Source organism: Streptomyces sp. NPDC059255, from assembly GCF_042752355.1.
In the GTDB taxonomy this organism is placed as follows: Bacteria; Actinomycetota; Actinomycetes; order Streptomycetales; family Streptomycetaceae; genus Streptomyces.
The window spans coordinates 212639-233791 of sequence record NZ_JBHYZP010000004.1 but is presented as its reverse complement, the minus strand read 5'-3'; the positions used below and the strand labels follow the sequence as shown (position 1 = coordinate 233791).

Below are 21153 nucleotides of genomic sequence, written 5' to 3'. Positions count from 1 at the left end.
GTTATCCCCTTCAGCGAAGCTGCAAAGTTCGATCTCGCCTTTTGCAGCGGTCACTGATGTTCCTTCGTCGAAGGAACATCAGTCGAATCGTCCACCCGTCGCCCTACGCCGCCCCGTGGCAGTCCCGGTAAGCCTTGGTCGAGCCGCACCAGCAAGCAGCGTTGCGGGAAGGCGGCCACGGGGTGGCTCGGCCTCGGGCGGCGAGGGTGGTGGCGTACAGGGGGAGCAGGGCGGGCTCGGTGGGGGAGGACTGTTCCGAGGCCGCGAAGGCTTCGTACGAGGGGACCGTGGCCGTGACGATGCCCAGGTTCGGGGTGCCCGTGGCGGCGAGGTCGCGGAGGGCGGCTTCCAGTTGGGCCAGGTGTGCCTCGTGCGAGGGGTACTCGGCGGTGAGGGTGGGGTACGCGGCCAGGAGTTCGGCCAGTTCCCCGGCCGGCCAGTGCAGGAGCGCCACCGGGAAGGGGCGGGACAGGGCGGTGCGGTAGGAGCCCAGTTCGGCGCGGAGGCGGGTGATCTCGGCCTGGAGCTCGGCGGGGTTGTCGGAGCCCAGGGACCAGAGGCGCTTCGGGTCGTGAAGCTCGTCCAGGGGGACCGCGGCCGGGTTGACGCGGTCGGCCAGGGCGTCCCAGGTGTCGTGGTCCAGGCCCAGCAGGCGGCGTACGCGGTGGCGGCCGATCAGGAGGGAGTGGGTGGGGTACGGGACGTCCTCGCCCGGGGCGAGGAGGAGGTTCAGGGCGCTGGTGAACGAGTCGTGGGCCGCCTCCAGCTCGTCGTGGGACTCCAGGGTCTCCGCGACGATCTCCCAGGGTGCCGGGTCCAGCGGGGCCGCGGTGCGCAGCCCCTCGATGATCGCGCGGGCCTCCGCCTCGTGGCCGTACTCCCACAGGTTGGCGGCCTGGAGCGCCTTCACGAGGTGCGGGTGTTCCGGGGACGCCGCGAGGAGGGTGTCGTAGAGGCCGGTGGCGCGTTCGCGGTCGCCGGCGAGTTCCAGGTGGGCCGCCGCCCGGAGGAGCAGGGGCTCGTGGTCCTCGGGGTACCGCTCGGCGGTGCGGAGCAGGCGCTCGGCTTCCGCGGTGTGGTCGGCAGGCAGCATGTCGGGGCGCATGGTCCACACCGTACTGCCGTACCGGGCAGGGGTGGAGGGCAAGGGGACAGGGCGCGGGGGACGGGTCGGACCGGCGGGGCCGTGGAGCTCCACGGAGCCGGTTCCCCGGGCGCTCCCCGCAGCTCCTCCGGGGCCGTCACGGGGCGCCGCCGGGGGCCTCGGCGGCATCCCGAGGCCGCCGCGCGCCGCTGGAGGGGCTGTCCTTCTTCTGTACGACTCGGTGCCGACGGGGCATCGTGTATAACGAAGAGGACGTGGTGGACGGAGCGGAAAACGGAGGAGGCAGGCATATGGTCCGCAGTGCGCTGCGCCTGCTGCGCCCCGCTGTGCTTCTGATCTTCCTCCTCGCCGAGTTCCTGCTCCTCGACGCGGGCAGCCTCTCCGCCGCCGTCGCGCTCGCCGCGACCGCCACCGCCACCGCGGGCTCCGCGCTCGTCGTCTGCGCCGTGATCAGCGCGCGCTCCGTGCCCGCCCAGCCCCGGCACCGGGTGCGGACGGCCATCCGCGACCGCGAGCAACGTACCGCCTTCCTGCCGCAGCGCGATCCCGACGCCGCCGGCCGCACCCGGCCCCGAGCCCCCGGGCGTACGGTGCCGGCGGCCTTCGCGTAGGGATCCCTCGCTTCGCAAGCCCCCGGGCGGTTCCCGCCCCGGGTATCCCCACGCGGGTCGTCATGCCTCGCTGCCGCCGCCATGCCGCAGCGTCCTTCGTCCGGCACGACGAGACCCCCGGAGGGCTCCATCTTGTCCGCGTTCATGTCCGTATTCGCCCACCTGGTCGGGCAGCTCGCCGAGCTGCTCCAGCCGCTGTTCCACGCGGGCGCCGCCGCCGCGGCGATCGTCCTGTTCACCGCGTGCGTACGGCTCGCGATCCACCCCCTGTCGCGGGCCGCCGCCCGGGGGCAGAAGGCGCGTACGAAGCTGGCGCCCCAGATCGCCGAACTGCGCAAGAAGCACGGCAAGAACCCCGAGCGCATGCAGAAGGCGCTCATGGAACTGCACACCAAGGAGAAGGTCTCGCCGCTCTCCGGCTGCCTGCCGAGCCTGGCGCAGATGCCCGCGTTCTTCCTCATGTACCACCTCTTCTCCAGCCGCGAGATCGGCGGCGAGGCCAACGAACTCCTCGGCCACTCCCTCTTCGCCGCGCCCCTCGGCGGCCGCTGGACGCACGCGCTCGCCGACGGTGGCGTCCTCGGCGGCGCCGGGCTGGTGTACCTGGCACTCTTCGCCATCGTCGCCGGTGTCGCCACCTTCAACTACCGGCGTACGAAGGCGCAGATGGCGAACGCGCCCGCGATGCCGGCCGGCCCCGACGGGCAGCAGGTGCCCGGCCTCGGCGCGATGACGAAGATGATGCCGCTGATGTCCTTCGCGACGTTCTTCACCGTCGCCGTCGTGCCGCTCGCCGCCGCGCTGTACGTGGTGACCAGCACGACCTGGACGGCCGCCGAGCGGTACTTCCTCTACCGGGACATGCCCGTCGCGGGCGCCCTCGCCCCCGGCACCGCGATGTGAGGGGGCGGGCCGGGCGTCCACGGGGTGGTCGGGGGCTTGCCCTCGATCCCGCGTAATGATCGGATGTATCGCAGATCCGGCCGAGGAGAAGGAGACCAGGGACCATGAAGCTGCTGCGTGTCGGTACGCCGGGGGCCGAGCGCCCGGCGCTGCTCGACCAGGACGGGACGACGCTCCGGGACCTGTCCGGGCTCGTCGGCGACATCGACGGGGCGCTGCTCTCCGACGACGCCGCGCTGGACCGGATACGGCAGGCCGCCGCCGGTGGTGAGCTGCCGGTGCTCGACGGCGCGGGGACGCGCGTCGGGCCGCCGCTCGGCCGGATCGGCAAGATCGTGTGCATCGGGCTGAACTACCACGACCACGCCGCCGAGACCGGCGCCGAGATCCCGGCCGAGCCGATCATCTTCTTCAAGGCACCGGACACAGTGATCGGACCTGATGACACCGTTCTCGTCCCCCGGGGCAGTCTGAAGACCGACTGGGAGGTCGAGCTCGCCGTCGTCATCGGGCGCACCGCGCGCTACCTCGACTCGGCGGAGGACGGCCTCGCGCACGTCGGCGGCTATGCCGTCGCGCACGACGTCTCCGAGCGCGCGTTCCAGATCGAGCGCGGCGGCACGTGGGACAAGGGCAAGAACTGCGAGACGTTCAACCCGCTGGGGCCCTGGCTGGTGACCGCCGACGAGGTGGGCGACCCGCAGGCGCTGGGGCTCAGGCTCTGGGTCAACGGGGAGCTGAAGCAGGACGGGACGACCGCCGAGCAGATCTTCGGCGTCGGGGAGGTCGTACGGTACGTCAGCCAGTTCATGACCCTGTATCCCGGCGACGTGATCAACACCGGGACCCCGGCGGGCGTGGCGATGGGCCGGCCGGAGCCGAAGCCGTATCTGCGGGCGGGCGACGTGGTGGAGCTGGAGATCGACGGGCTGGGGCGGCAGCGGCAGGAGTTCAAGGACGCCTGAGGCGCCGATCCGCCGACGCACCGCCGTGCCGACGTGGGGCAAGGGGTACGGGGCTGCGGCAACGGCTTGCCGTGCCCCCGTACCCGTACCCGCTCCGTGGTGCGGTGCCTCAGTCGCGGCGCAGTTTCTCCAGCGCCTCTACCACCAGCGCGTGGTCGTCGAGCTGCGGCAGGCCCGAGACCGTCACCGAACCGATGACGCCCGCGCCCTCCACGGTGATCGGGAACGAGCCGCCGTGTGCCGCGTACCGGTCCGGGTCCAGGCGCGAGGACTCCTCGAACGTGGTGCCCTTGGCGCGGCAGCGGGTGCCGACCAGGAGCGAGGCCGCTCCGTACCGCTCCACGACCCGGCGCTTCCGGTCGATCCACGCGTCGTTGTCCGCCGTCGCGCCGGGCAGCGCGTAGTGGAAGAGTTGCTGCGTGCCCCGGCGGATGTCGATCGCCACCGGCGCGTTCCGGGCGCGCGCCAGCTCGACCAGCAGGGTGCCCAGCTCCCAGGCGGTCTCATGGGTGAAATGGCGGAACGTCAGGCGGGCTTCCTGGGACTCCAGTTCGGCGACGGTCGGGGCCGTGACGGAAGTGGGGGCCGTGGGTGTGGCGTTCATGAGCGGGGGGCCTCCTGGGCCTCGGCGGTCTGCGGAGTGGTGGTCTCCGGAGCGGGCTTCGTAGTGGTGTCCACGGGGTGTTCCAGGGTGACGGTGACGCCCTCCTGCGCCGAACGCACCGCCGCCTCCAGGACATCGAGCGTCGCCGCCGCCTCGTACGCGGTCACCGGCGGCGGCGTGCCGTCGCGCAGCGCCGCCGCGATCGCCGCGTAGTACGCCGGATAGTCGCCCGGTTCGGTCTCCACCGGGTGGCCCCCGCCGGTCAGCGGCGAGTCGCCCGCGCCGAGCCTGCCCCACAGCGACTCCGGCTCCAGGCCCCAGCCCGCCGCCCGGCCGCCGCCGGGGCGCCGGCCGTCGCGCAGGTCCGCCTCCTGGGGGTCGAGGCCGTACTTCACGAACCCCGCCTTCGAGCCCAGCACCCGGAAACGCGGGCCGAGCTGGGCCGTGGTGGCGCTGGCGTACAGATGCGAGCGGACACCGTTCGCGTGCGTGAGCGCGATGAAGGTGTCGTCGTCGGTCTGGGCGCCGGGGCGCCGTACGTCCGCCTCCGCGTAGACCCGTACCGCCGGACCGAAGAGCACCAGCGCCTGATCGACCACATGGCTGCCCAGGTCGTAGAGCAGTCCGCCGATCTCCTCCGGCGCGCCCGACTCGCGCCAGCCGCCCTTGAGCTGCGGGCGCCAGCGCTCGAAGCGGGATTCGAAGCGCTGTACGTCGCCGAGCCGGCCCGTGCCCAGAAGGCGGGTGAGGGTGAGGAAGTCGTTGTCCCAGCGGCGGTTCTGGAAGACGGAGAGCAGCAGCCCGCGCTCCTCGGCCAGCGCCGCGAGTCCGCGCGCCTCGGCGGCGGTGCCCGCGAGGGGCTTGTCCACGACGACAGGCAGTCCGGCCTTGAGCGCGGCCGTCGCGATCGGGACATGCGTCCTGTTGGGGGAGGCGATGACGATCAGGTCCAGCTCGTCCGCCCGCTGCCACAGCTCCTCCGGCGTCGCCGCGAACCGTACGTCCGGGAACTCGGCCCGCGCCTGCGCCCGGCGTTCCTGGGCGGCGGTCACGACCGTGTCGAGGACGAGTCCTTCGGTTGCGGCGATCAGCGGAGCGTGGAAGACGGAGCCCGCGAGGCCGTAGCCCACGAGTCCGACGCGCGGAGGGGTGCCGGTACCAGTCATGCAACCACTTAAGCAACGGCGTTTCCAAAGTGCAAGAGCGGTGGACAATGGCGGGTGTGAGCAGAAGAACGGGGGCCGGTGCGGGTATGCGCGGGGACATGGGGTGCGTATGAGCGTGGGTGTGGGCGAGGGCATGCGCGGTACGGGTGATGGTGCGGATGGTTCTGGTGGTTCCGGTGGTGTGTGTGGTGCCGGTGGGGCCGTTGGCGTGGGTGTCGCGGGTGTCTCGGGCGGGACGGGTGGTGCGGGTGGCTCCGGGGCCAATCTGCCGGTGTTGCGCGGGTACAACTCCGCGCTCGTGCTCGACCTGCTTCGCGCGGCGGGCGAGGGCGGCATCAGCCGGCTCGAACTCGCCGAGCGCACCGGGCTCACCCCGCAGGCCGTCAGCAAGATCACGGCGCGGCTGCGGGGGGAGGGGCTCGCGGCCGAGGCCGGACGCCGCGCCTCCACTGGCGGCAAGCCGAGGACCGTGCTGCGGCTGGTGCCCTCGGCCGCGTACGCCGTGGGGCTGCACCTCGACCGGGACGAGCTGACGGCGGTGCTGGTGGACCTGGCCGGGGCGCCGGTCGCCGTCCGCCGGGTCCCGTTCGACCTGGGCGCGGGCGCGGAGCGGGTCGTCGAGACGGCGGCGGCACAGGTCGAGGCCGTACGGGGCGGGCCGGGTGGGACGGGTGGAGTGAGCGGTTCGGGCGGGTGCGGTGGGGGTGCCGGGCCGCTGGGGGTCGGGCCGCTGGGGGTCGGGGTCGCGATGCCGGGGCCGCTCGACCACGCGACCGGTGTGCCCCGCCGGGTCACCGGCTTCCCGCAGTGGGAGGGCTTTCCGCTGCGGGACGCCCTGGCCGCCCGGCTCCGGCTGCCCGTCGTCCTCGACAAGGACACCAACGCCGCCGCGCTCGGAATCGCCCTGCGCGGGCGCGCCGGAACCGGGAGTCCGGCGGCTGCCGGGGGTGCCACGGGGGCCGGGGACTCGTTCGCGTACCTCCATCTCGGTACGGGGCTGGGCGCCGGGCTCGTACTCGGTGGCGTGCTGCACCGGGGCGCGCGCACCGGCGCGGGGGAGTTCGGGCATCAGGTCATCCAGCTCGACGGGCCGCTCTGCGACTGCGGCAACCGGGGCTGCGTCGAGGTGCTCTGCCTGGCCGCCGTCGCGCGCGGCGATCTGGCGGAGGCGGCGCGCGTCCTCGGCGCGGGCGCCGCGAACCTCGTCGCCCTGCTCGACATCGAGCGCGTTCTGCTCGGCGGCCGGACGATCGCCGCGCACGAGGAGTGTTTCGTACGGGGCGTACGCGCCGTGATCGACGAGCGCGCCGGGGGCGCGGGCATCCCGGTGGAGCTCGCCGGGGGAGGCGCGCACGCGGTCGCGGAGGGCGCGGCGCAGTTGGTGCTCGCGCCGGTGTTCGGCCGCTGACGCGGGGCGGGCGGCGCGGGGCGGGCGGCACGGGGCTGGAGCCGGGGTGACCCCCGGGAAGCCGGAGTGCCCCCGGAGAAGCCGGAGCGACTTCCCTGGGTCGGCGAGCCGTACTGGCCCAATGAGGTGTATTTGTATGATTTTCTGACTGTTCTGTGGGGTGGCGTGGCCGGTCGGAACCCGGGCCCGTGGCACGGTCGAGGCGCCCCGACCGTCCAGCGACCAGCGAAGGCCGTTCCGTCATGCGTTCCGTGCGACCGCTTCACCTCCTCGCCGCCGTCGCCGTGTTCGTCGTGTTCGCCGTTTTCCTCACCTTCGCCGCGCTCGCCGTGGCCACCACGGAAGCCTCGGTCACCCCGGCCGCGCCGGCCGGCCCGGCCGGCAGCGACCCGGGCCAGACCTGCGGCAGGGTGGCCGACCCCGACTTCCCGATCAGGGCAGAGCTACGCGGCGGCCCGGGTGCGTACCGGGCCGGCGGCGCGGCCGGGGAGTGGTCGCTCGACCTGACCAACACCACCGGCGCGGAGTGCCGCAACCTCCACCCCGTCGTGGTCCTCTACGACCGCGACCGGGTGCTCGACGCCTCCCAGGTGAAGCTGGAGATGGCCGACGACCGGGGGCGTATGCGCGTGCTGCCGCTGGAGCGGACCGACCAGGCCGAGATCGTCGCCGTACGGGACGACGGGTCGCCCGGTTTCACCGTCGCGGCGCACCGGACCGTCACCGTCCGGGCGCGGCTGGCCTTCACCGCGAGCGCGCGCCCGAACCGGATCTCGGCCACCGCCGCGACGGTGCAGCGCCGGGGGAACGACGGCGACTGGGTCGGCGCGTCCAACACCTACCGCTTCGCCGTCGCCGCACCGGCCGGTGCCCCCGCCGCCTCGGCCCCGGCCTCCGCTCAGGCTTCCGCTCCGGCCTCCGCCCCGGCCCCACACCGTACGGCCGACTCCCGCGCGCCGGGCGGCACTTCGCCCGGCACCGCGACCGGCTCCTCGACGGGTATTTTGACCGGCGTCGCGTCGGGGGCGCGCACCGAGGCAATGTCCCCCGGCACCGGCCTCTTCGGCTTCCCGGAACTCGCCGCCACCGGAACCCGCGCCGACCTCGTCGGACGTATCGTCGCCGCGCTGGCCCTGCTCACCGCCTGCGCCGTACTCGTCCTCGGCGTCCGCAGCCTCCGCGCCGGCCACCGGGGCTGACCGTACCTCGGCGCCCGCCTACCTGCGATGACACGCTGCTAGATTCGTCCGTCATGCGATCACGTGAGTACGACCTCGACTTCCGCGACCGGGCCTGGCGGATACGCGCCTGGGGTATCGGCCTGTTGGTCGTGGCGGCGCTCCAGTGGACATGGTGTGCCCTGTTGCTGCTCACACCGTACGAGGTCGACAGGAAGCCCGACGACCGTTACCCGAAGGAGTGCGAGTCACGGTTGATGACCGAATTCGGTACGGCCAACGACGGCCTGCAAAGGGGTGATTGGTGTCAGAACGAGCGCGACTGGCCTGAAGCGCTGGCTGTGCTCGGGCTGTCCGTGCCGGTGTCGGTCGTTGGTGTGGCGCTCTTCACGAGCGGCAGTGTGAGTTGCCGGATGAGCGCCCACGCCGAGGCGATGCGCGAACTGGACAAGCTGGCCGATGAACGGAACGCGTAGCGTCTCTGATCAGCTCAGCGTGTCCGGTGAAGTCCCCCGGGGGAACTTCCCTGCGGGGGTCTCAGGGGTTGAGGATGCCGGGCCTCAAATGAGGTCGACCAGGTCCGCGATCGAGTCCATGATCTTCGAGGGGCTGTACGGGTAGCGGTCCACTTCGTCCGGCTGGGTGACCCCGGTCAGGACGAGGAAGGTCCTCATCCCCGCCTCGAGGCCCGCCAGTACATCGGTGTCCATCCGGTCGCCGATCATGGCCGAGGTCTCCGAGTGCGCACCGATCGCGTTCAGCCCGGCGCGCATCATCAGCGGGTTCGGCTTGCCGACGAAGTACGGCTTCTTTCCGGTGGCCGCGGTGATCAGCGCGGCAACGGCCCCGGTGGCGGGAAGCGCGCCCTCGGCGGAGGGGCCCGTTTCGTCGGGATTCGTGGCGATGAACCGGGCGCCGTTGTTGATCAGCCGGACAGCCTTCGTCAGGGCCTCGAAAGAGTACGTCCGCGTCTCGCCCAGGATCACGAAGTCGGGCTCGTGGTCGGTCAGGGTGTAGCCGATGTCGTGCAGCGCGGTGGTCACCCCGGCCTCGCCGATGACGAAGGCGGTGCCCCCGGGACGCTGATCGTCGAGGAACTGCGCCGTCGCCAGGGCCGACGTCCAGATGTTCTCCTCGGGTACGTCCAGGCCCATCCTGACCAGTCTGGCGCGCAGGTCGCGTGGCGTGTAGATCGAGTTGTTGGTCAGGACGAGGAAGGGCTTCCCCGACTCCTTCAGCCGCTTCAGGAAGTCCCCGGCGCCGGGGATCGGGATGCCCTCGTGGATCAGCACCCCGTCCATGTCGGTAAGCCAGGATTCGATCGGCCTGCGCTCTGTCATGGGTGCGGACTCCTGCCATGCGGGCTGATGAAGTGGGGGCGTCGCTATCATCCTATTCATTCCCGCAGGCGCGGCGGACGGTGACTCGATCGCCGATCTCGTCGACCGCGTCTGAGCACGTCAGAGGGGTCTACGGGGGGACGCCGCGCCGTTGAGGATGCGAAAACCCCGCGCACGGGTGAGCCTTGCCAGTATCAGGAGGTTCACGATGCGTACTGCTCTGCTCGCTCTCCGTGCCACGGGTGTGGTCACCGTCCTGGTGGCCGCACCCGTCCTCGGCACCGCCACCACCGCCCAGGCCCATGACGGCGTCCGGGTCACCGTCATCCCGTCCACCGCCGCCCCAGGTGATCAGGTGGAGATCCGCGCCGAGGGATGCAAGGGCCTTGAGGCCGTGGGCGTGTCCCCGGTCTTCGCCAACGACGTGAACCTGGCCCCCCGCGCCTACGGCGAGGACTGGATCCGCGACCAGGCCGAGGCGGCCAGGAATCCCGACTTCAAGGTGCCGCTCTCCGGACTCGTGCGGGTGAAGGCGTCCGCGACCGGGGGACGGCAGGAGATCGACATCAGATGCGACGGCCACAACCACCCCGGCTCGGGCAGCTTCGACGTCGTCGCCCGCAACCGGCCTGATCCGGCCCGCCCTGATCCAGGCAAGCCCGATCCAGGCCGGGCGGACCAGCAGCGTCCCGGCCAGGACCGCGGCGACGACGGCCGCCGGGACCGCGAGGGCGGTGATCACAACCGAGGGGATCAGGACCGCCGGGACAAGGACCGCCGTGACAAGGACGGCCGTGACCACGACCGCCGGGAGCCGTGGGCCCCGGTCCGGGCCGGCGGCGGCGGTACGGCCCAACTCGCTGCGGACGCACAGCCCGCCGCGGACACCCGGCCCGCGGACGCACGGCCCGCAGGACGGTCGGAGGAGCACGAGCCCGCAGGAACGGCGGGCCCCGGCACCTCGCACGCCGTGATCGGCCTGGTCCTCACCGGTGTCGCGGCGGTCGCCGTGGCCTTCAGGAGCGTACGGCGGCAGCGTACGGCGGCCGGGCGGGACGCGAACTGACATGTTCTCAGCACACCGGCCCCCAGGGCACGGCTGGTCGGGACGGCGTTCCATAGACCACTGCTCCTCCGCGTTCTGTTCGACAGGGCACTGTTCCGTGGACCACTGCTCCTGTGGGCGCCGCCCCGGCTGGCACCGGGGCGGCTACGCGTACGGTTCGGGGCGGCTGATGACCGGCACCGCCTGGGCCGTACTCCTGCTCGGCCTCTGGCTCTGGGGGCGGGACGGCCAGGTCCCGGGCGCCGTCTCGGGCCCCTCCACCGGGGACGTCGCCGCCGTCGGCCGCTCGCTGGGCGCCGAACTGCCGCCGTCCCGTACCCCGCTGGAGTCCACGCCCGGCGCGGGGACCCCGCGGCGCGTCGAGATCCCGTCCCTCGGCATCGAGGCGCCCGTCGTGCCGCGCGGGCTCGACGCCTCCGGGGCGGTCGACCCGCCGCCGTACTCGGCGCCGGACACGGTCGGCTGGTACGGCGTGGGCGTCCGGCCGGGCGCGGAGGGCGCCGCGATCCTCGTCGGCCATGTCGACACGCAGACGGAACCGGCCGTTTTCTACGGGCTCAGCTCGGCCAGGACAGGGGAGAAGGTCCACGTCACACGGACCGACGGGAAGACCGCCGAGTTCACCATCGACGACGTACAGGTCGTCGACCGGGACCGGTTCGACGCGAAGAAGGTCTATGGGGCCCACGAGAGGTCCCGCGCCGAGCTGCGCCTCATCACCTGCGGCGGCACCTTCGACCGTACGGAGCAGGCCTATACGGCGAACGTGGTGGTGTCGGCCTATCTGACCGGCGTGCGCTGATCGCGCGCCGGGACGGGCCGACGCCGTAACGGGCCGGGCGCGGGACCCGGTATGCCAGGATTGGTGGCTCCGGGCGGCATTCGAAGGGGAGTGGATGTACGGCAGCTATTCCGGTGGCGGACGTGGGGGCGTCCGCACGGGACCGAGGGTCAGGAAGGCCGGGGCGGCCGTCGCGGGGGCGGCGCTGCTGCTGGCGGGCTGTACGTCCGGCGGCGACGGTGACGACGGCGACGGCGACCGGAAGGCGGCGCCGGTGAGCCAGCGCCCCAAGGCGGAGGATCCGTACTGGGTCAACCCCGACGGCGGCGCGGCCCGCCAGGCCGCCGCGTACACCGGCAAGGGAGAGACCGGGAACGCCGCGCTGATCAGGAAGATCGCGGAACAGCCGGCCGCCGAGTGGATCACCCCCGACAACGCGGAGGCGCAGGCCAAGGGGTTCACGGAAGCGGCGACGAAGGCCGACCGCGACGCCCTGCTGGTCCTCTACAACATCCCGCACCGCGACTGCGGCCAGTTCTCCAAGGGCGGCGCCGCGGACGGCGACACGTACCGGACCTGGGTCGACCAGGTCGCGCGGGGGATCGGGGAGCGCAGGGCGACGGTGGTGCTGGAGCCCGACGCCGTACTGCACCTGGTGGACGGCTGCACACCGCAGGAGTTCCACGAGGAGCGGTACGCCCTGCTGAAGGGCGCGGTCGAGCGGCTCAAGCAGCAGCCCGCCACGACCGTCTACCTGGACGCGGGCAACGCGGGGTGGCAGACCCCCGACGCGCTCTTCGACCCGCTCCGGCGGGCGGGCGTCGACGCCGCCGACGGCTTCTCGGTCAACGTCTCCAACTTCTACACGACCGACGCGAGCAAGGACTACGGCAAGCGGCTCTCCGCGAAGGTCGGCGGCAAGCCCTTCGTGATCGACACCAGCCGCAACGGCAACGGCCCCTACACCAAGGGCGATCCGAGCGAGAACTGGTGCAACCCGCCGGGCCGTGCCCTCGGCGAGGACCCGACGACACAGACCGGTGACCCGCTGGTCAAGGCGTATCTGTGGATCAAACGCCCCGGCGAGTCGGACGGGGACTGCAAGGGCGGGCCGAAGGCGGGGGACTGGTACGAGAAGTACGCCCTGGAGTTGGCGCGCAACACGAAATAGACAGGTGCCGAGTACAGGTGCCGAAGACCTGACCAGCTCTCGGTTCGCGCTCCGGCCGGGCACCGCTGTCCGGCCGGCGGGCAGCCCGGCATGCGCGGAGATCATCGATGGTCTTTTCTGCCCGCGCGTGATCAAGTGACATTTCGCCGGTGTTTCGCCTTCCCGAAGTTTTCACTCCATGGAGTGACGGATTCCGCCCGTTGCCGCATTCTGCGATTCTCGCCGTAGGATTTCGGTGTTCACGGTCGGCCCGATGCGGGGAGGATTCTGAGTGGCCACCGATTCCGAAGCACCAAACACATCCACCGAAGGAGGGGGTAGAGAGACCGGCAGCGTTTGTCATCTCGAAGTCAACCGGGTAGGCATTCCGGAGCTTTTCCAGAGATACGAGGAGTCTCGTTTTCTCTATCCGGCCAAGAAACGACGCCTGGCCCCCTACTGGCCGCTGATCACGGAGAACTGGCGGCGGGCTTCGAGGGCCGGTGAGCTGCTGGTCCGGATCGTGACCGGGGAGCGGACCGGTACCGGGTGGGCCTCCCTGATGGGCTGGCGCAGCACACACGGCGGCTGGCTGGCGCAGCACCTGGTAAGCACGGGCACGGCGGCGATCGGCAGGGCCGTGCTGTTGCAAAGCCAGTCACCTGCGGTGCTGGAGGGGGTGACGACCCAGCAGAACTGGTTCCGCCCCGGCAACCGCTTCGCGGCGCGTGCCTTCGGCGGGATGATCGACCGCCTCGGCTCCGAAGCCACCGTCATCCCCGGCGAGTACGTCATGGTGCCGCTCGCCCTGGCCCGCAGTCTCCACAGCGGCCCCGCGCGGGCTGTCGTGGAACTCGACGGCGGCGCCTCTCCGGAGCTGGCCGAGTTGGCCCGTCGGGCCCGCGGCGAGCTGTACGTCCGTTCCGAGGAACTGGACCAGGGCGACCTGCGGCTGGCGGAGACGGACTGGCTCTACCGGCTCGTGGGGCTGCGCAGGCACCGCAGGATCTGGGTACGGCAGGAGACCGACGGCCGACTGCTCGGCGCGGCGGTCGCCTACCGCGGGCCGCTGGGACTCAACTTCTCGTTCCTGGAGAACCGCTGCGACCTGCTGGTGGCCCCGGACCAGGATCCTCAGGAGGCCGACCGGACGGTACGCGTGCTGACCGCAGCGGTGCGGGCCGCCTACGAGGACTTCGAGCCGGGTGCCGTTCCGATGACCCTCACCGGAGCGGCCGCGCCCCTCCTGACCACGCTGGGAGCGGAACCCGTGCAGCCCTACAGCCAGGGCATCTGGACGGCCGACGCGGCCGGCGACTGGCAGCGGCACATCGACGCGCTGTACCGGCAGCGGTCCGGCGGCCGGCTCGCGACCTCAAGGAGCGCGGCATGACCGTTTCCTATGTCATGGAGGATCCGCGTGAGGCCGAGCGCCTGATGCGGAAGGTGGACTCCGACGCGTGGGTGGCGGAGTATCTTCCGGCGGTGACGCGCCCGGGAGCCGCCGTACTGGACGTGGGGGCCGGCCCCGGTCACCTCGCCGCCGCCGTGGCACGGCGCTGGCCTCAGGCCTGTGTGACGGCTTTCGACGGCAACCCCGAACGGCTGGCTCTGGGCGCGGACCTACCCGGCGGGGAGGCGGTGCGGCGGCGCTCGGGCGACGCCTGTGCCCTCTCCTTCCCCGACGGGTCCTTCGACCTCGTCTACTCCCGCCTGATGCTGCAGTACGTGGCGGAACGGCAGCGTGTGGTCGCCGAGATGGCCCGGGTCACCCGGCCGGGCGGGTCGGTGGTGCTCTTCGACCTCGACGGCCAGCTTGTGTGGCATGACCCGGTCGACGCCGGGATGCGGTCCCGTCTGGACCGGGTCGTCTCGGCCCTCGCGCCGACCGGCTTCGACCCGCACACGGGGCGGGCGCTGCGCCGGCTCGCCCGTGCGGCCGGTCTCACCGATGTCCGGGTGCGGGTGGAGCCGTACCACCTCATCGCGGGGCGGGTCGGCCCCGTCGAGCGGGCGCAGTGGGCACTGAAGCTCGATGTCGCCCGGCCGCTGCTGGAGCGCGCGTTCGGCTGCGCGGAGGAAGCGGAGCGTGCCGTCGAGTCCTTCCTGTGCTATCTCGACGACGAGGACACCTTGACGTACTCCGTCGCCTTCACCGTGAGCGCGAAACGCCCCGAGGACAAGGGACGCTGAGCCACCGTCCAGCACATGGACACTTCCCGAATATCCGGCTGGGCCCATCCGCCCGCCGCCTTCCCCGCATTGATGAACGGTACGCTTTCCGGGCGTTTTCCGATGGCGCGGCGACGTATCGTTCCCAGCCTTCAGATCAGTTGGGAGAGCAGTAGAAATGACAACGTTCGATACTTTCAAGGATCTCATGGGAGATATCGCGGACGACTACAAGAAGGCGTGGGACGACCTTCTCGACCGCGACGATGAGGATTCCACGAAGAGCAAGAAGAAGAAATCCGAGGCGGACACGCTGGCGGCCCTCTCCCAGATCCCGGCTCTGGCCGCGCTGCCCCTCGGTGCCGTTCAGGCACTGGCGTCGAATGGGGCCGGTGTGAACCCCATGGCCGGGCTCTCCGGGCTGGCCGCCGCCAATCCTCTCGCCCTCGCGGGAGTCAACCCCGCGGCGCTGCTGTCCGGCGGATCACCGCTTGGCGCACTCGGTACGGCCGGCCAGGTCGCGTCCCCCCTCGCCGCACTGGCCGGCACCGCACAGAACGCGGCCTCACTGACGGCGGACCTCGCGCAGCTGCCGCAGCAACTGGCCCAGCTCACCGAAGGGGTCGGCAGGCTCATGGACCTGCTGGAGAACCTGAAGCTGCCGGCCCCAGCGAGCAGGAAAACCGCGTAGTCGGCACCCCCGCTGTACGCCGGTCCCGGCGGACAGCGGGGGGCCGTTCTCTCCTCCTCCGCCCTTTCCCCCACGCCACAGCTCCCCACCCTCCGCACGGTTTCCGGCGGAATTGCGAGGCCTCACCATCGTGCCCTCCCCCATCGGAAACCGGCTCCGTCTGGTCGCCAGGGTTCTGCAGGAACTTCTCGGCGAGGAACTCGCCGTCTCCGTGCGGGGCCGTCGGAGGCAAGCTGCCCCCGTCGACGGTCCCGGGAACGAGCAACGCCGGGCGCGGGCGGTCCGCCAGGCACTGGAACGGCTCGGCCCCTTCTATGTCAAGCTCGGCCAACTCCTCTCCACCAGGCCGGACATGATGCCGCCGGCGATGATCGCCGAACTGGAGAACCTGCACGATCAGGTGGAGGTCCTGCCGTTCTCCCGGCTCGAGCCGGTGCTCGAACATGATCTGGGCCCCGACTGGAGGCGCCGCTTCCAGGACATCGACACGGCGAAGCCCCTCGGCTCCGCCTCCATCGCCCAGGCCCACCGGGCGACCCTGGCGGGCGGCCGGCCCGTGGTAATCAAGATCCAGCGTCCGGGCATCCGTGAGTCCGTGGCCGCGGACATGGCGCTGATGCGCCGCGCTGCCAGGCTGGTGGGCCGGACCGCGCCGCGGTTCAGCGCGGTCGTGGATCTTGAGGCCATGCTGGGCGGCCTGTTCGACGCCATGGAGCCCGAACTGGACTTCACCGGCGAGGCCGTCAACATGGACCGGGCCCGCGACGCGATCCGTAAGTATCGTTCCCTGGCCGTGCCCGCCGTCGTGCACGCCACCCCTGGCGTCCTGGTGCAGTCGCTGGCGCCGGGCACATCGGTGCGCCACGCCGACCGGGCCGCCTTCGATCCGGCACAGCTGGAGAGGGTCAGCCGGGATCTGCTGTCGTTCATGTACCAGGGTTACTTCATCGACCGCACCTTCCACGCCGACCCCCACCCCGGCAACGTCTTCATCTCCCCGGACGGCCCGGCCACCCTCATCGACTGGGGGATGGTCGGGCGTCTGGACAAACGGGCCAGCCTCCACCTCGTCCTGGTGCTCATGACCGTGGCCGAGGGGGACGGCTACGGTCTCGCCAAGGCGTGGACGGAGATGGGCCACGCCACGCCCTGGGCCGACCTGCCGGGGTTCGCCGCCGACATGGCAGCCCTCGCCCCCAGGATCGCGGGGGCGACCCTGCAGGAACTCAACTTCGGCGCCGCCCTCACCTCAGTCCTGGAAAAGGCCTCGCGCCGCGGCATCGCGTCTGCCCCGTCCGTATCGCTCCTGGGCAAGTCCTTCGCCAACCTGGAAGGCTCGATCCGCTGCCTCCACCCGGACCTGGCACTCGCCGACGCCTTCCGCTCCGAGGTCAACGGGATCCTCACGCACCTGGTGCGCGAGTACTCCTCACCACAGCAACTGGCGCGCAACTGGACGGAACTGCTGATCGGCACGACGTCCAGCCTGGAGCAACTGCGCAGTCTCGCCAACGACCTGTCCAACCGCACCCTCTCCCTCCAGGTGCAGCGTCCCCGGCTCCCCCGGGGCCTGACCGCGGACCGCCCGGGCGTAGCCCGGTCCGTTCTCGCCCTGGCCGCGGCGGCATATTTCATGGACCGGCGCCGCAGAGACCGCTGACCGTTACTGCACGTCCACCCACACCGCCTTCGACGGTGTGCCCTCCCCGTCCGTCACGAAGAGCATGTACCACCCCGACGGCACCAGCGCGCTGTTCTTCGGCACCGTGACCTCGATGCCGTCCGCCGTCTTCTCGAAGTCCAGGGCCACCGTGCGCTGTTCGACGTCCGTGACATGCGTGACCGCGCTCGGGCGCATCAGCTTCGCCGTCTTGACCGTGCCCGGGTCCTTCACCTTGAAGGTCGCCGTCGCGCCGCGCTCGACCTCCTTCGGCCCGTCCGTGACCTCGGGACGCGTGTCGCGGAAACCGTACGGCGGTGTGTAGATCTCGATGCGCTGCTCGAAGACGCCCGGCTTGGTGTTGGCCTTGTCCGCGTAGAGCGAGTCCGAGCCGAAGATCATCACCCGGCCGTCGGGCAGCAGCACCGAGCCCGAGTGGTAGTTGCGGCCGACCGCCGGGTCGGCCACGCGGGTGTACGAGTCCGACGCCGGGTCGTACATCCGCGCCTGGAGTACGTTCGAGCCGCCGCGCCCCCGGTAGTCCTTCGAGCCGCCGGTGACCAGCACGCTGTCGTCGGGCAGCAGGGAGGCGCTCGGGTAGCGGGTGCCCTGGGCCAGGGTCGGGCCGTCCTTGAAGCGCGGGTCGTCCTCCTTCAGGTCGACCAGCCGGGACTTGTCGCTGGACTTCTTCGACTCGCCGACCCCGCCGCCGCCGATCACCATGAACCTCTGGTCCTGGGCGGGCGGCAGCATCACCGTCGCCGAGGTCTCCATCAGGTCGGGGTCGCTCAGTCCGGGGATCTTGTCGAACTTGTTGGTCTTCAGGTCCCAGATCCCCGGGTCACGGCCGACGTCGGCCGGTCCGTAACCCGCGTTGGAGCCGCTGTAGAAGAGCTTCCCGTTGTCCATGAGGAAGACCGCGGGGTACGTGGGGAACTTCCGGATGATCCCGGTGTACTTCCACGTCCGGGTCTCCGGGTCGTAGATCTCGTCCTTGCCGGGGACGATCTGGCCGATCTCGTCGAGCCCCGACATCGCCAGGACCTTGCCGTCCTGGAGCGTGGTCAGCGTCGGGTACCAGCGGGCCTCGTTCATCGGGTCGACCTTGATGTACTTCTCCGCGGTCGGGTCGAACTCGTAGGCCTCCTTGATCCCCTGGAAGTCCTTCTTGTCGAGGGCCAGCTTCTGCGCGATGCCGTAGACGTTGCGGGCGTCGGAGCCCTTCATGCCCTGCACCCGGTAGTTGTCCTCGGTGCCGGTCTCGTACTGGGCGCCGGACTCGCGGGCCTCGACGTAGATACGGCCGAGCCCGGGGTCGTTGCGCAGGAACGCGCCGGTCTGCTTGTCGAAGACCTTGGTGGCCTTCTCGACCAGGACCGGGTCCTTGGAGACGAACGTCTTGCCGTTCTCCTTGCCGGTGAACACCGTGCCCGCGGGCAGCGTCATCGGCTTGTCCGGGTCCTCGTTGTGGACGACCATCAGGCCGCCCGCCTTGGTGATGTCGCCCTTGAGCTTCTCGTACCGCTTCGTGCCGCCGGCTATGAGCAGATTCCCGTCGGGCAGCTGGGTGTGCCCGGAGCAGAACATGTCCTTGGGGGTGGGGATCATCTTGTACGTGTTGGTCTCCGGGTCCCAGAGCACCGACTCGAACTTGCCCGCGTCGAAGTTCTTCTGGTTGTTCCCGGAGCCGGCGATCAGCAGCACCTTGCCGGTGTGCAGCAGCGAGGCGTGGATTGAGTTGATCTTGAACTTGGCCGGGACGTCCAGGAACTCCCAGTAGCCGTTCGCCGCCTTGTAGTCCGGGCGGTTGATCTTGTACTCGTGGTACTGCTCCGAGCCGAAGCGGTAGAGCGCGGGTCCGTTGAAGCCGGCCACCGCGACGACGACGGCCGCGCCGATCGCGATGCGCCGGGCCCGGTTCTTGCGGTGGTTCTGCCGGACGGGAATCGCGCTCATTTCTTACGTCCCCCAAGAGGAATCCGTGCTGTCTGTGCTGTCTGCCCTGTGGGCGCTGCCTGGTCCTGCTGGTGCGCCTGGTGTGGCTGCTGCGGCTGGTGTTCCTGGTACTGCTGGTGCGGGATCTGCGGCAGGGGCGCCGTACGGTCCAGCGGCGGTACGGCCTGTTCCGCCGCACCCGCACCACCTGCCGTGCCCGCGCCACCCGCGCCGCCGCGGTGCGCCCCGCGCCGGCGCTTCGTACGCCGCTCCTGGCGCATGGACCACCGCCAGATGAAGATCGGGGCCGCCGTGATCAGCATCGCCAGCGTCGCCCACGTCAGCATCGCCGGGTGGTCGTGCCCGAGGATCAGCGACGCGACCATCGAACCGCCGAAGACCAGGATGAAGAAGAAGTGCACCCGGAACGTGCCGAAGAGCGTGTCCGGGCTGGACGAGTCGCCCTTCGGCGTCACCACGAAGCTGCTCTTGCGGCGCAGTACGGCGTCCATCAGCGAACGGGCGTACAGCGGCGCCGACATCGCCGACATCGCCATCCCGGCGAGCCCGCCGGAGCCCTCCGGCTCGTGCGGGGAGACGTTGTGGCGGCGGTTCCAGATGTAGAGGCCGATCTGGAGGGCCGAGGCGTTCCCGTACAGCATCATCCAGATCGTCGGGTCGATCTGGACCCCGGAGGCGCCCATGCCCAGGAAGAGCGCGCAGCTCAGCGCCGCCAGGATCCAGTTGAGCGCCGACATCGGGTAGAAGATGATCATCATCGTGTAGTTGAAGAGCTTGCCCGGGGGCAGTGAGGAGAAGCCCTTCCAGTACTGCTTGAGGATCGTCTCGTACGTACCGCGCGACCAGCGCAGCTGCTGGGTGAAGAAGTCCGTCCAGGCGGACGGGCCCTCGCCCACGGCGAGCACGTCGGGGGTGTAGACCGAGCGCCACTTGTTGCCGGACACGGGGTTGCGGTGGCGGTGCATCTCGAAGCCGGTCGCCATGTCCTCCGTGATGGAGTCGTAGAGGCCGCCGATCTGCTTGAGCGCCCTGATCCGGACCGCGTTGCTCGTCCCGACGAACATGGGGGCGCCGTACCGGTTGCCCGCGCGCTGGATCAGCGCGTGGAAGAGGAACTGCTGCGACTCGGCGGCCTTCGTCACGAACGAGTCGTAGTTCCCGTACACCTGCGGGCCGATGACGAAGCCGACGTCCGGGTCGCGGAAGTAACCGAGCATCCGCTCCAGGTAGTTGGGCATCGGTACGTGGTCGGTGTCCACGGAGGCGAAGTAGTCGTAGTCGTCGCCGTGCGCGTCCAGCCAGGCGTTGTAGTTGCCGTGCTTCGTCTTGGCGCGGTGCGCGCCCTTCGGCTGGTTCCACTTCGCGATGCCCTTGCGGGAGAAGTGGTGCACGCCGAGCCGGGCGCAGACCTCCTTGACCGCCGCGTCGTCGCCCTCGTCCAGCAGCCAGACGTGCATGACGCCGCGGTGCCGGATCCGGACCGCCGCCTCCAGCGTCTTGGTCACCATCTCCAGGGGCTCCTTGCCCGGCACGAAGGAGGTGAGGAAGGCCACACGCGTACCGCTCTCGGGTATGACGGGGACCGGGTCACGCGCGACCAGCGTGGCATGCGCGTTGGAGATCACGTTCATCGTGCGGAACAGCTCGATCAGTCCGATCGAGACGAGCATCACGATGTCGAGTACGAGGAGAGTGTCGTTCTTGAGGTTGGGGTCGCGCTCGGTCCAGTGCTGCGGCTGCATCAGCCAGACGAAGAGCCCGATGGAGAGGAGCGGCGCCGCGCCGAGCAGCAGGGCGGCCCGGATGCGGTGCGTCTCCTGGGAGAGGAGCGAGCGGTACTGCACCTTGTACGGCTTGTCCGCGTCGGGCCTGGTCAGCGGCCCGGCGAGCCGGCTGTAGTGCTCGTAGTCGTACTTGGGCAGGGCGGCGGCCTTGGCCTGCCGCCGCTGTCCGGCCCTTCTCAGGTGCGCGGGTATGCGGAGTTGGGTGGTCCGGGACGCGTCGGGCTCCCGCCGGTCCCCGGCCGGTCCGGCCTGTCCGGCCGGTCCGTCTGGCGTCGACGTCATGAGTCATCCCCCCGCACGCACACGTACTGCGTGATTGATCGAGTGTTCTGCCCGGATGTTCGCGTCCGGAGTGGCGCCCCTCGACCGTCACTCCGGGCGCGTGAAGTGCGGCCGCTGTCTCCCTAGGACAGGAGAAGTGACCGGTCCGGTTGCGCGATGTCGCCGACGGCACCGCACAAGCCGCGTCCGTACGGGCCCCCGCCCCGCCGCATCCCCACCGCTGGAACAACTGGGCGCGCCGCGCACAACTGTGCGGATCGCGTGCTCCTTTGGTGGTGATGAGTTGAGGATAGGTTGTCCGACCATCGTCCGGATCGCAAGGGAGAGAAGA

General features: G+C 70.9%; 19 protein-coding genes. 13 read left to right on the top strand and 6 right to left on the bottom strand.

From position 1 onward, the window contains the following. Positions 1–103: 103 nt before the first annotated feature. Positions 104–1105 (bottom strand): SEC-C metal-binding domain-containing protein, encoded by a 1002-nt coding sequence (locus ACFXKG_RS08250; protein ID WP_384834234.1) that lies wholly within the window; start codon positions 1103–1105, stop codon positions 104–106. 290 nt (positions 1106–1395) lie between these two features. On the opposite strand from ACFXKG_RS08250, the gene ACFXKG_RS08245 reads away from it, so the two are divergent. The 3 genes from ACFXKG_RS08245 (at position 1396) to ACFXKG_RS08235 (ending at position 3584) form a co-directional block, all read left to right on the top strand. Beyond that, a complete protein-coding gene (locus ACFXKG_RS08245) occupies positions 1396–1716 on the top strand; it encodes a DUF6412 domain-containing protein (protein WP_384834231.1) in 321 nt (106 codons plus the stop codon). Between the two features lie 132 nt (positions 1717–1848). Continuing rightward, the gene (locus tag ACFXKG_RS08240; protein ID WP_384834228.1) at positions 1849–2619 is read left to right on the top strand and encodes a YidC/Oxa1 family membrane protein insertase; all 771 of its coding nucleotides are present in this window, start codon (positions 1849–1851) and stop codon (positions 2617–2619) included. Between the two features lie 104 nt (positions 2620–2723). Continuing rightward, a complete protein-coding gene (locus ACFXKG_RS08235; protein ID WP_384834225.1) occupies positions 2724–3584 on the top strand; it encodes a fumarylacetoacetate hydrolase family protein in 861 nt (286 codons plus the stop codon). Positions 3585–3693: 109 nt separating this feature from the next. On the opposite strand, the gene ACFXKG_RS08230 is transcribed toward ACFXKG_RS08235, so the two are convergent. Together ACFXKG_RS08230 and ACFXKG_RS08225 are read right to left on the bottom strand one after the other, a co-directional pair. After that, positions 3694–4188, bottom strand: a complete 495-nt coding sequence (locus ACFXKG_RS08230; protein ID WP_384834222.1) for a heme-degrading domain-containing protein — start codon at positions 4186–4188, stop codon at positions 3694–3696. Next, positions 4185–5354: a Gfo/Idh/MocA family oxidoreductase gene (locus tag ACFXKG_RS08225; protein WP_384834219.1), complete on the bottom strand. Its 1170-nt coding sequence runs from the start codon at positions 5352–5354 to the stop codon at positions 4185–4187. The genes ACFXKG_RS08230 and ACFXKG_RS08225 overlap by 4 nt, the downstream gene beginning before the upstream one ends. 133 nt (positions 5355–5487) lie before the next feature. On the opposite strand from ACFXKG_RS08225, the gene ACFXKG_RS08220 reads away from it, so the two are divergent. The 3 genes from ACFXKG_RS08220 to ACFXKG_RS08210 all read left to right on the top strand — a co-directional run bounded on the left by ACFXKG_RS08220 (position 5488) and on the right by ACFXKG_RS08210 (position 8416). Next, positions 5488–6762: an ROK family protein gene (locus ACFXKG_RS08220; protein ID WP_384834523.1), complete on the top strand. Its 1275-nt coding sequence runs from the start codon at positions 5488–5490 to the stop codon at positions 6760–6762. A 251-nt stretch (positions 6763–7013) separates the two neighbouring features. Then, on the top strand, positions 7014–7961 hold the full coding sequence (locus tag ACFXKG_RS08215; protein ID WP_384834217.1) for a hypothetical protein: 948 nt from the start codon (positions 7014–7016) through the stop codon (positions 7959–7961). 53 nt (positions 7962–8014) lie between these two features. Beyond that, positions 8015–8416: a hypothetical protein gene (locus tag ACFXKG_RS08210; RefSeq protein WP_384834214.1), complete on the top strand. Its 402-nt coding sequence runs from the start codon at positions 8015–8017 to the stop codon at positions 8414–8416. Positions 8417–8500: 84 nt separating this feature from the next. On the opposite strand, the gene ACFXKG_RS08205 is transcribed toward ACFXKG_RS08210, so the two are convergent. Further along, complete coding sequence (locus ACFXKG_RS08205) at positions 8501–9280, bottom strand: HAD-IIA family hydrolase (RefSeq protein ID WP_384834211.1); 780 nt, start codon at positions 9278–9280, stop codon at positions 8501–8503. A 208-nt stretch (positions 9281–9488) separates the two neighbouring features. Between ACFXKG_RS08205 and ACFXKG_RS08200 the strand changes: the two genes are divergently transcribed. From ACFXKG_RS08200 to ACFXKG_RS08170, 7 genes are all read left to right on the top strand, one after another. Continuing rightward, entirely contained in the window at positions 9489–10346 is an 858-nt protein-coding gene (locus tag ACFXKG_RS08200) for a hypothetical protein (protein WP_384834208.1), read from the top strand. A 169-nt stretch (positions 10347–10515) separates the two neighbouring features. After that, entirely contained in the window at positions 10516–11148 is a 633-nt protein-coding gene (locus tag ACFXKG_RS08195) for a class F sortase (protein WP_384834520.1), read from the top strand. A gap of 94 nt (positions 11149–11242) precedes the next feature. Then, positions 11243–12298 carry a glycoside hydrolase family 6 protein gene (locus ACFXKG_RS08190; protein ID WP_384834205.1) on the top strand — a complete coding sequence of 352 codons (1056 nt, stop codon included), beginning with the start codon at positions 11243–11245 and terminating at the stop codon, positions 12296–12298. 502 nt (positions 12299–12800) lie between these two features. Then, complete coding sequence (locus ACFXKG_RS08185; RefSeq protein ID WP_384834202.1) at positions 12801–13670, top strand: hypothetical protein; 870 nt, start codon at positions 12801–12803, stop codon at positions 13668–13670. Then, entirely contained in the window at positions 13667–14470 is an 804-nt protein-coding gene (locus tag ACFXKG_RS08180) for a class I SAM-dependent methyltransferase (RefSeq protein WP_384834199.1), read from the top strand. The genes ACFXKG_RS08185 and ACFXKG_RS08180 overlap by 4 nt, the downstream gene beginning before the upstream one ends. Positions 14471–14657: 187 nt before the next feature. Beyond that, a complete protein-coding gene (locus ACFXKG_RS08175) occupies positions 14658–15140 on the top strand; it encodes a hypothetical protein (RefSeq protein WP_384834196.1) in 483 nt (160 codons plus the stop codon). Between the two features lie 130 nt (positions 15141–15270). Next, positions 15271–16800, top strand: a complete 1530-nt coding sequence (locus tag ACFXKG_RS08170) for an ABC1 kinase family protein (RefSeq protein ID WP_384834194.1) — start codon at positions 15271–15273, stop codon at positions 16798–16800. A 3-nt stretch (positions 16801–16803) separates the two neighbouring features. Here ACFXKG_RS08170 and ACFXKG_RS08165 read toward each other — a convergent pair whose 3' ends face one another. Continuing rightward, complete coding sequence (locus ACFXKG_RS08165; RefSeq protein WP_384834191.1) at positions 16804–18756, bottom strand: galactose oxidase-like domain-containing protein; 1953 nt, start codon at positions 18754–18756, stop codon at positions 16804–16806. Continuing rightward, positions 18753–20822 (bottom strand): glycosyltransferase family 2 protein, encoded by a 2070-nt coding sequence (locus tag ACFXKG_RS08160; RefSeq protein WP_384834188.1) that lies wholly within the window; start codon positions 20820–20822, stop codon positions 18753–18755. The genes ACFXKG_RS08165 and ACFXKG_RS08160 overlap by 4 nt, the downstream gene beginning before the upstream one ends. Positions 20823–21153: the final 331 nt, after the last annotated feature.

Bases quoted from the DNA above. Each gene is read 5' to 3' on its own strand.
- ACFXKG_RS08250 (WP_384834234.1), bottom strand. From the start codon at position 1,105: ATGCGCCCCGACATGCTGCCTGCCGACCACACCGCGGAAGCCGAGCGC.
- ACFXKG_RS08245 (WP_384834231.1), top strand. From the start codon at position 1,396: ATGGTCCGCAGTGCGCTGCGCCTGCTGCGCCCCGCTGTGCTTCTGATC.
- ACFXKG_RS08235 (WP_384834225.1), top strand. From the start codon at position 2,724: ATGAAGCTGCTGCGTGTCGGTACGCCGGGGGCCGAGCGCCCGGCGCTG.
- ACFXKG_RS08230 (WP_384834222.1), bottom strand. From the start codon at position 4,188: ATGAACGCCACACCCACGGCCCCCACTTCCGTCACGGCCCCGACCGTC.
- ACFXKG_RS08225 (WP_384834219.1), bottom strand. From the start codon at position 5,354: ATGACTGGTACCGGCACCCCTCCGCGCGTCGGACTCGTGGGCTACGGC.
- ACFXKG_RS08220 (WP_384834523.1), top strand. From the start codon at position 5,488: ATGCGCGGTACGGGTGATGGTGCGGATGGTTCTGGTGGTTCCGGTGGT.
- ACFXKG_RS08210 (WP_384834214.1), top strand. From the start codon at position 8,015: ATGCGATCACGTGAGTACGACCTCGACTTCCGCGACCGGGCCTGGCGG.
- ACFXKG_RS08205 (WP_384834211.1), bottom strand. From the start codon at position 9,280: ATGACAGAGCGCAGGCCGATCGAATCCTGGCTTACCGACATGGACGGG.
- ACFXKG_RS08200 (WP_384834208.1), top strand. From the start codon at position 9,489: ATGCGTACTGCTCTGCTCGCTCTCCGTGCCACGGGTGTGGTCACCGTC.
- ACFXKG_RS08195 (WP_384834520.1), top strand. From the start codon at position 10,516: ATGACCGGCACCGCCTGGGCCGTACTCCTGCTCGGCCTCTGGCTCTGG.
- ACFXKG_RS08190 (WP_384834205.1), top strand. From the start codon at position 11,243: ATGTACGGCAGCTATTCCGGTGGCGGACGTGGGGGCGTCCGCACGGGA.
- ACFXKG_RS08180 (WP_384834199.1), top strand. From the start codon at position 13,667: ATGACCGTTTCCTATGTCATGGAGGATCCGCGTGAGGCCGAGCGCCTG.
- ACFXKG_RS08175 (WP_384834196.1), top strand. From the start codon at position 14,658: ATGGGAGATATCGCGGACGACTACAAGAAGGCGTGGGACGACCTTCTC.
- ACFXKG_RS08165 (WP_384834191.1), bottom strand. From the start codon at position 18,756: ATGAGCGCGATTCCCGTCCGGCAGAACCACCGCAAGAACCGGGCCCGG.
- ACFXKG_RS08160 (WP_384834188.1), bottom strand. From the start codon at position 20,822: ATGACGTCGACGCCAGACGGACCGGCCGGACAGGCCGGACCGGCCGGG.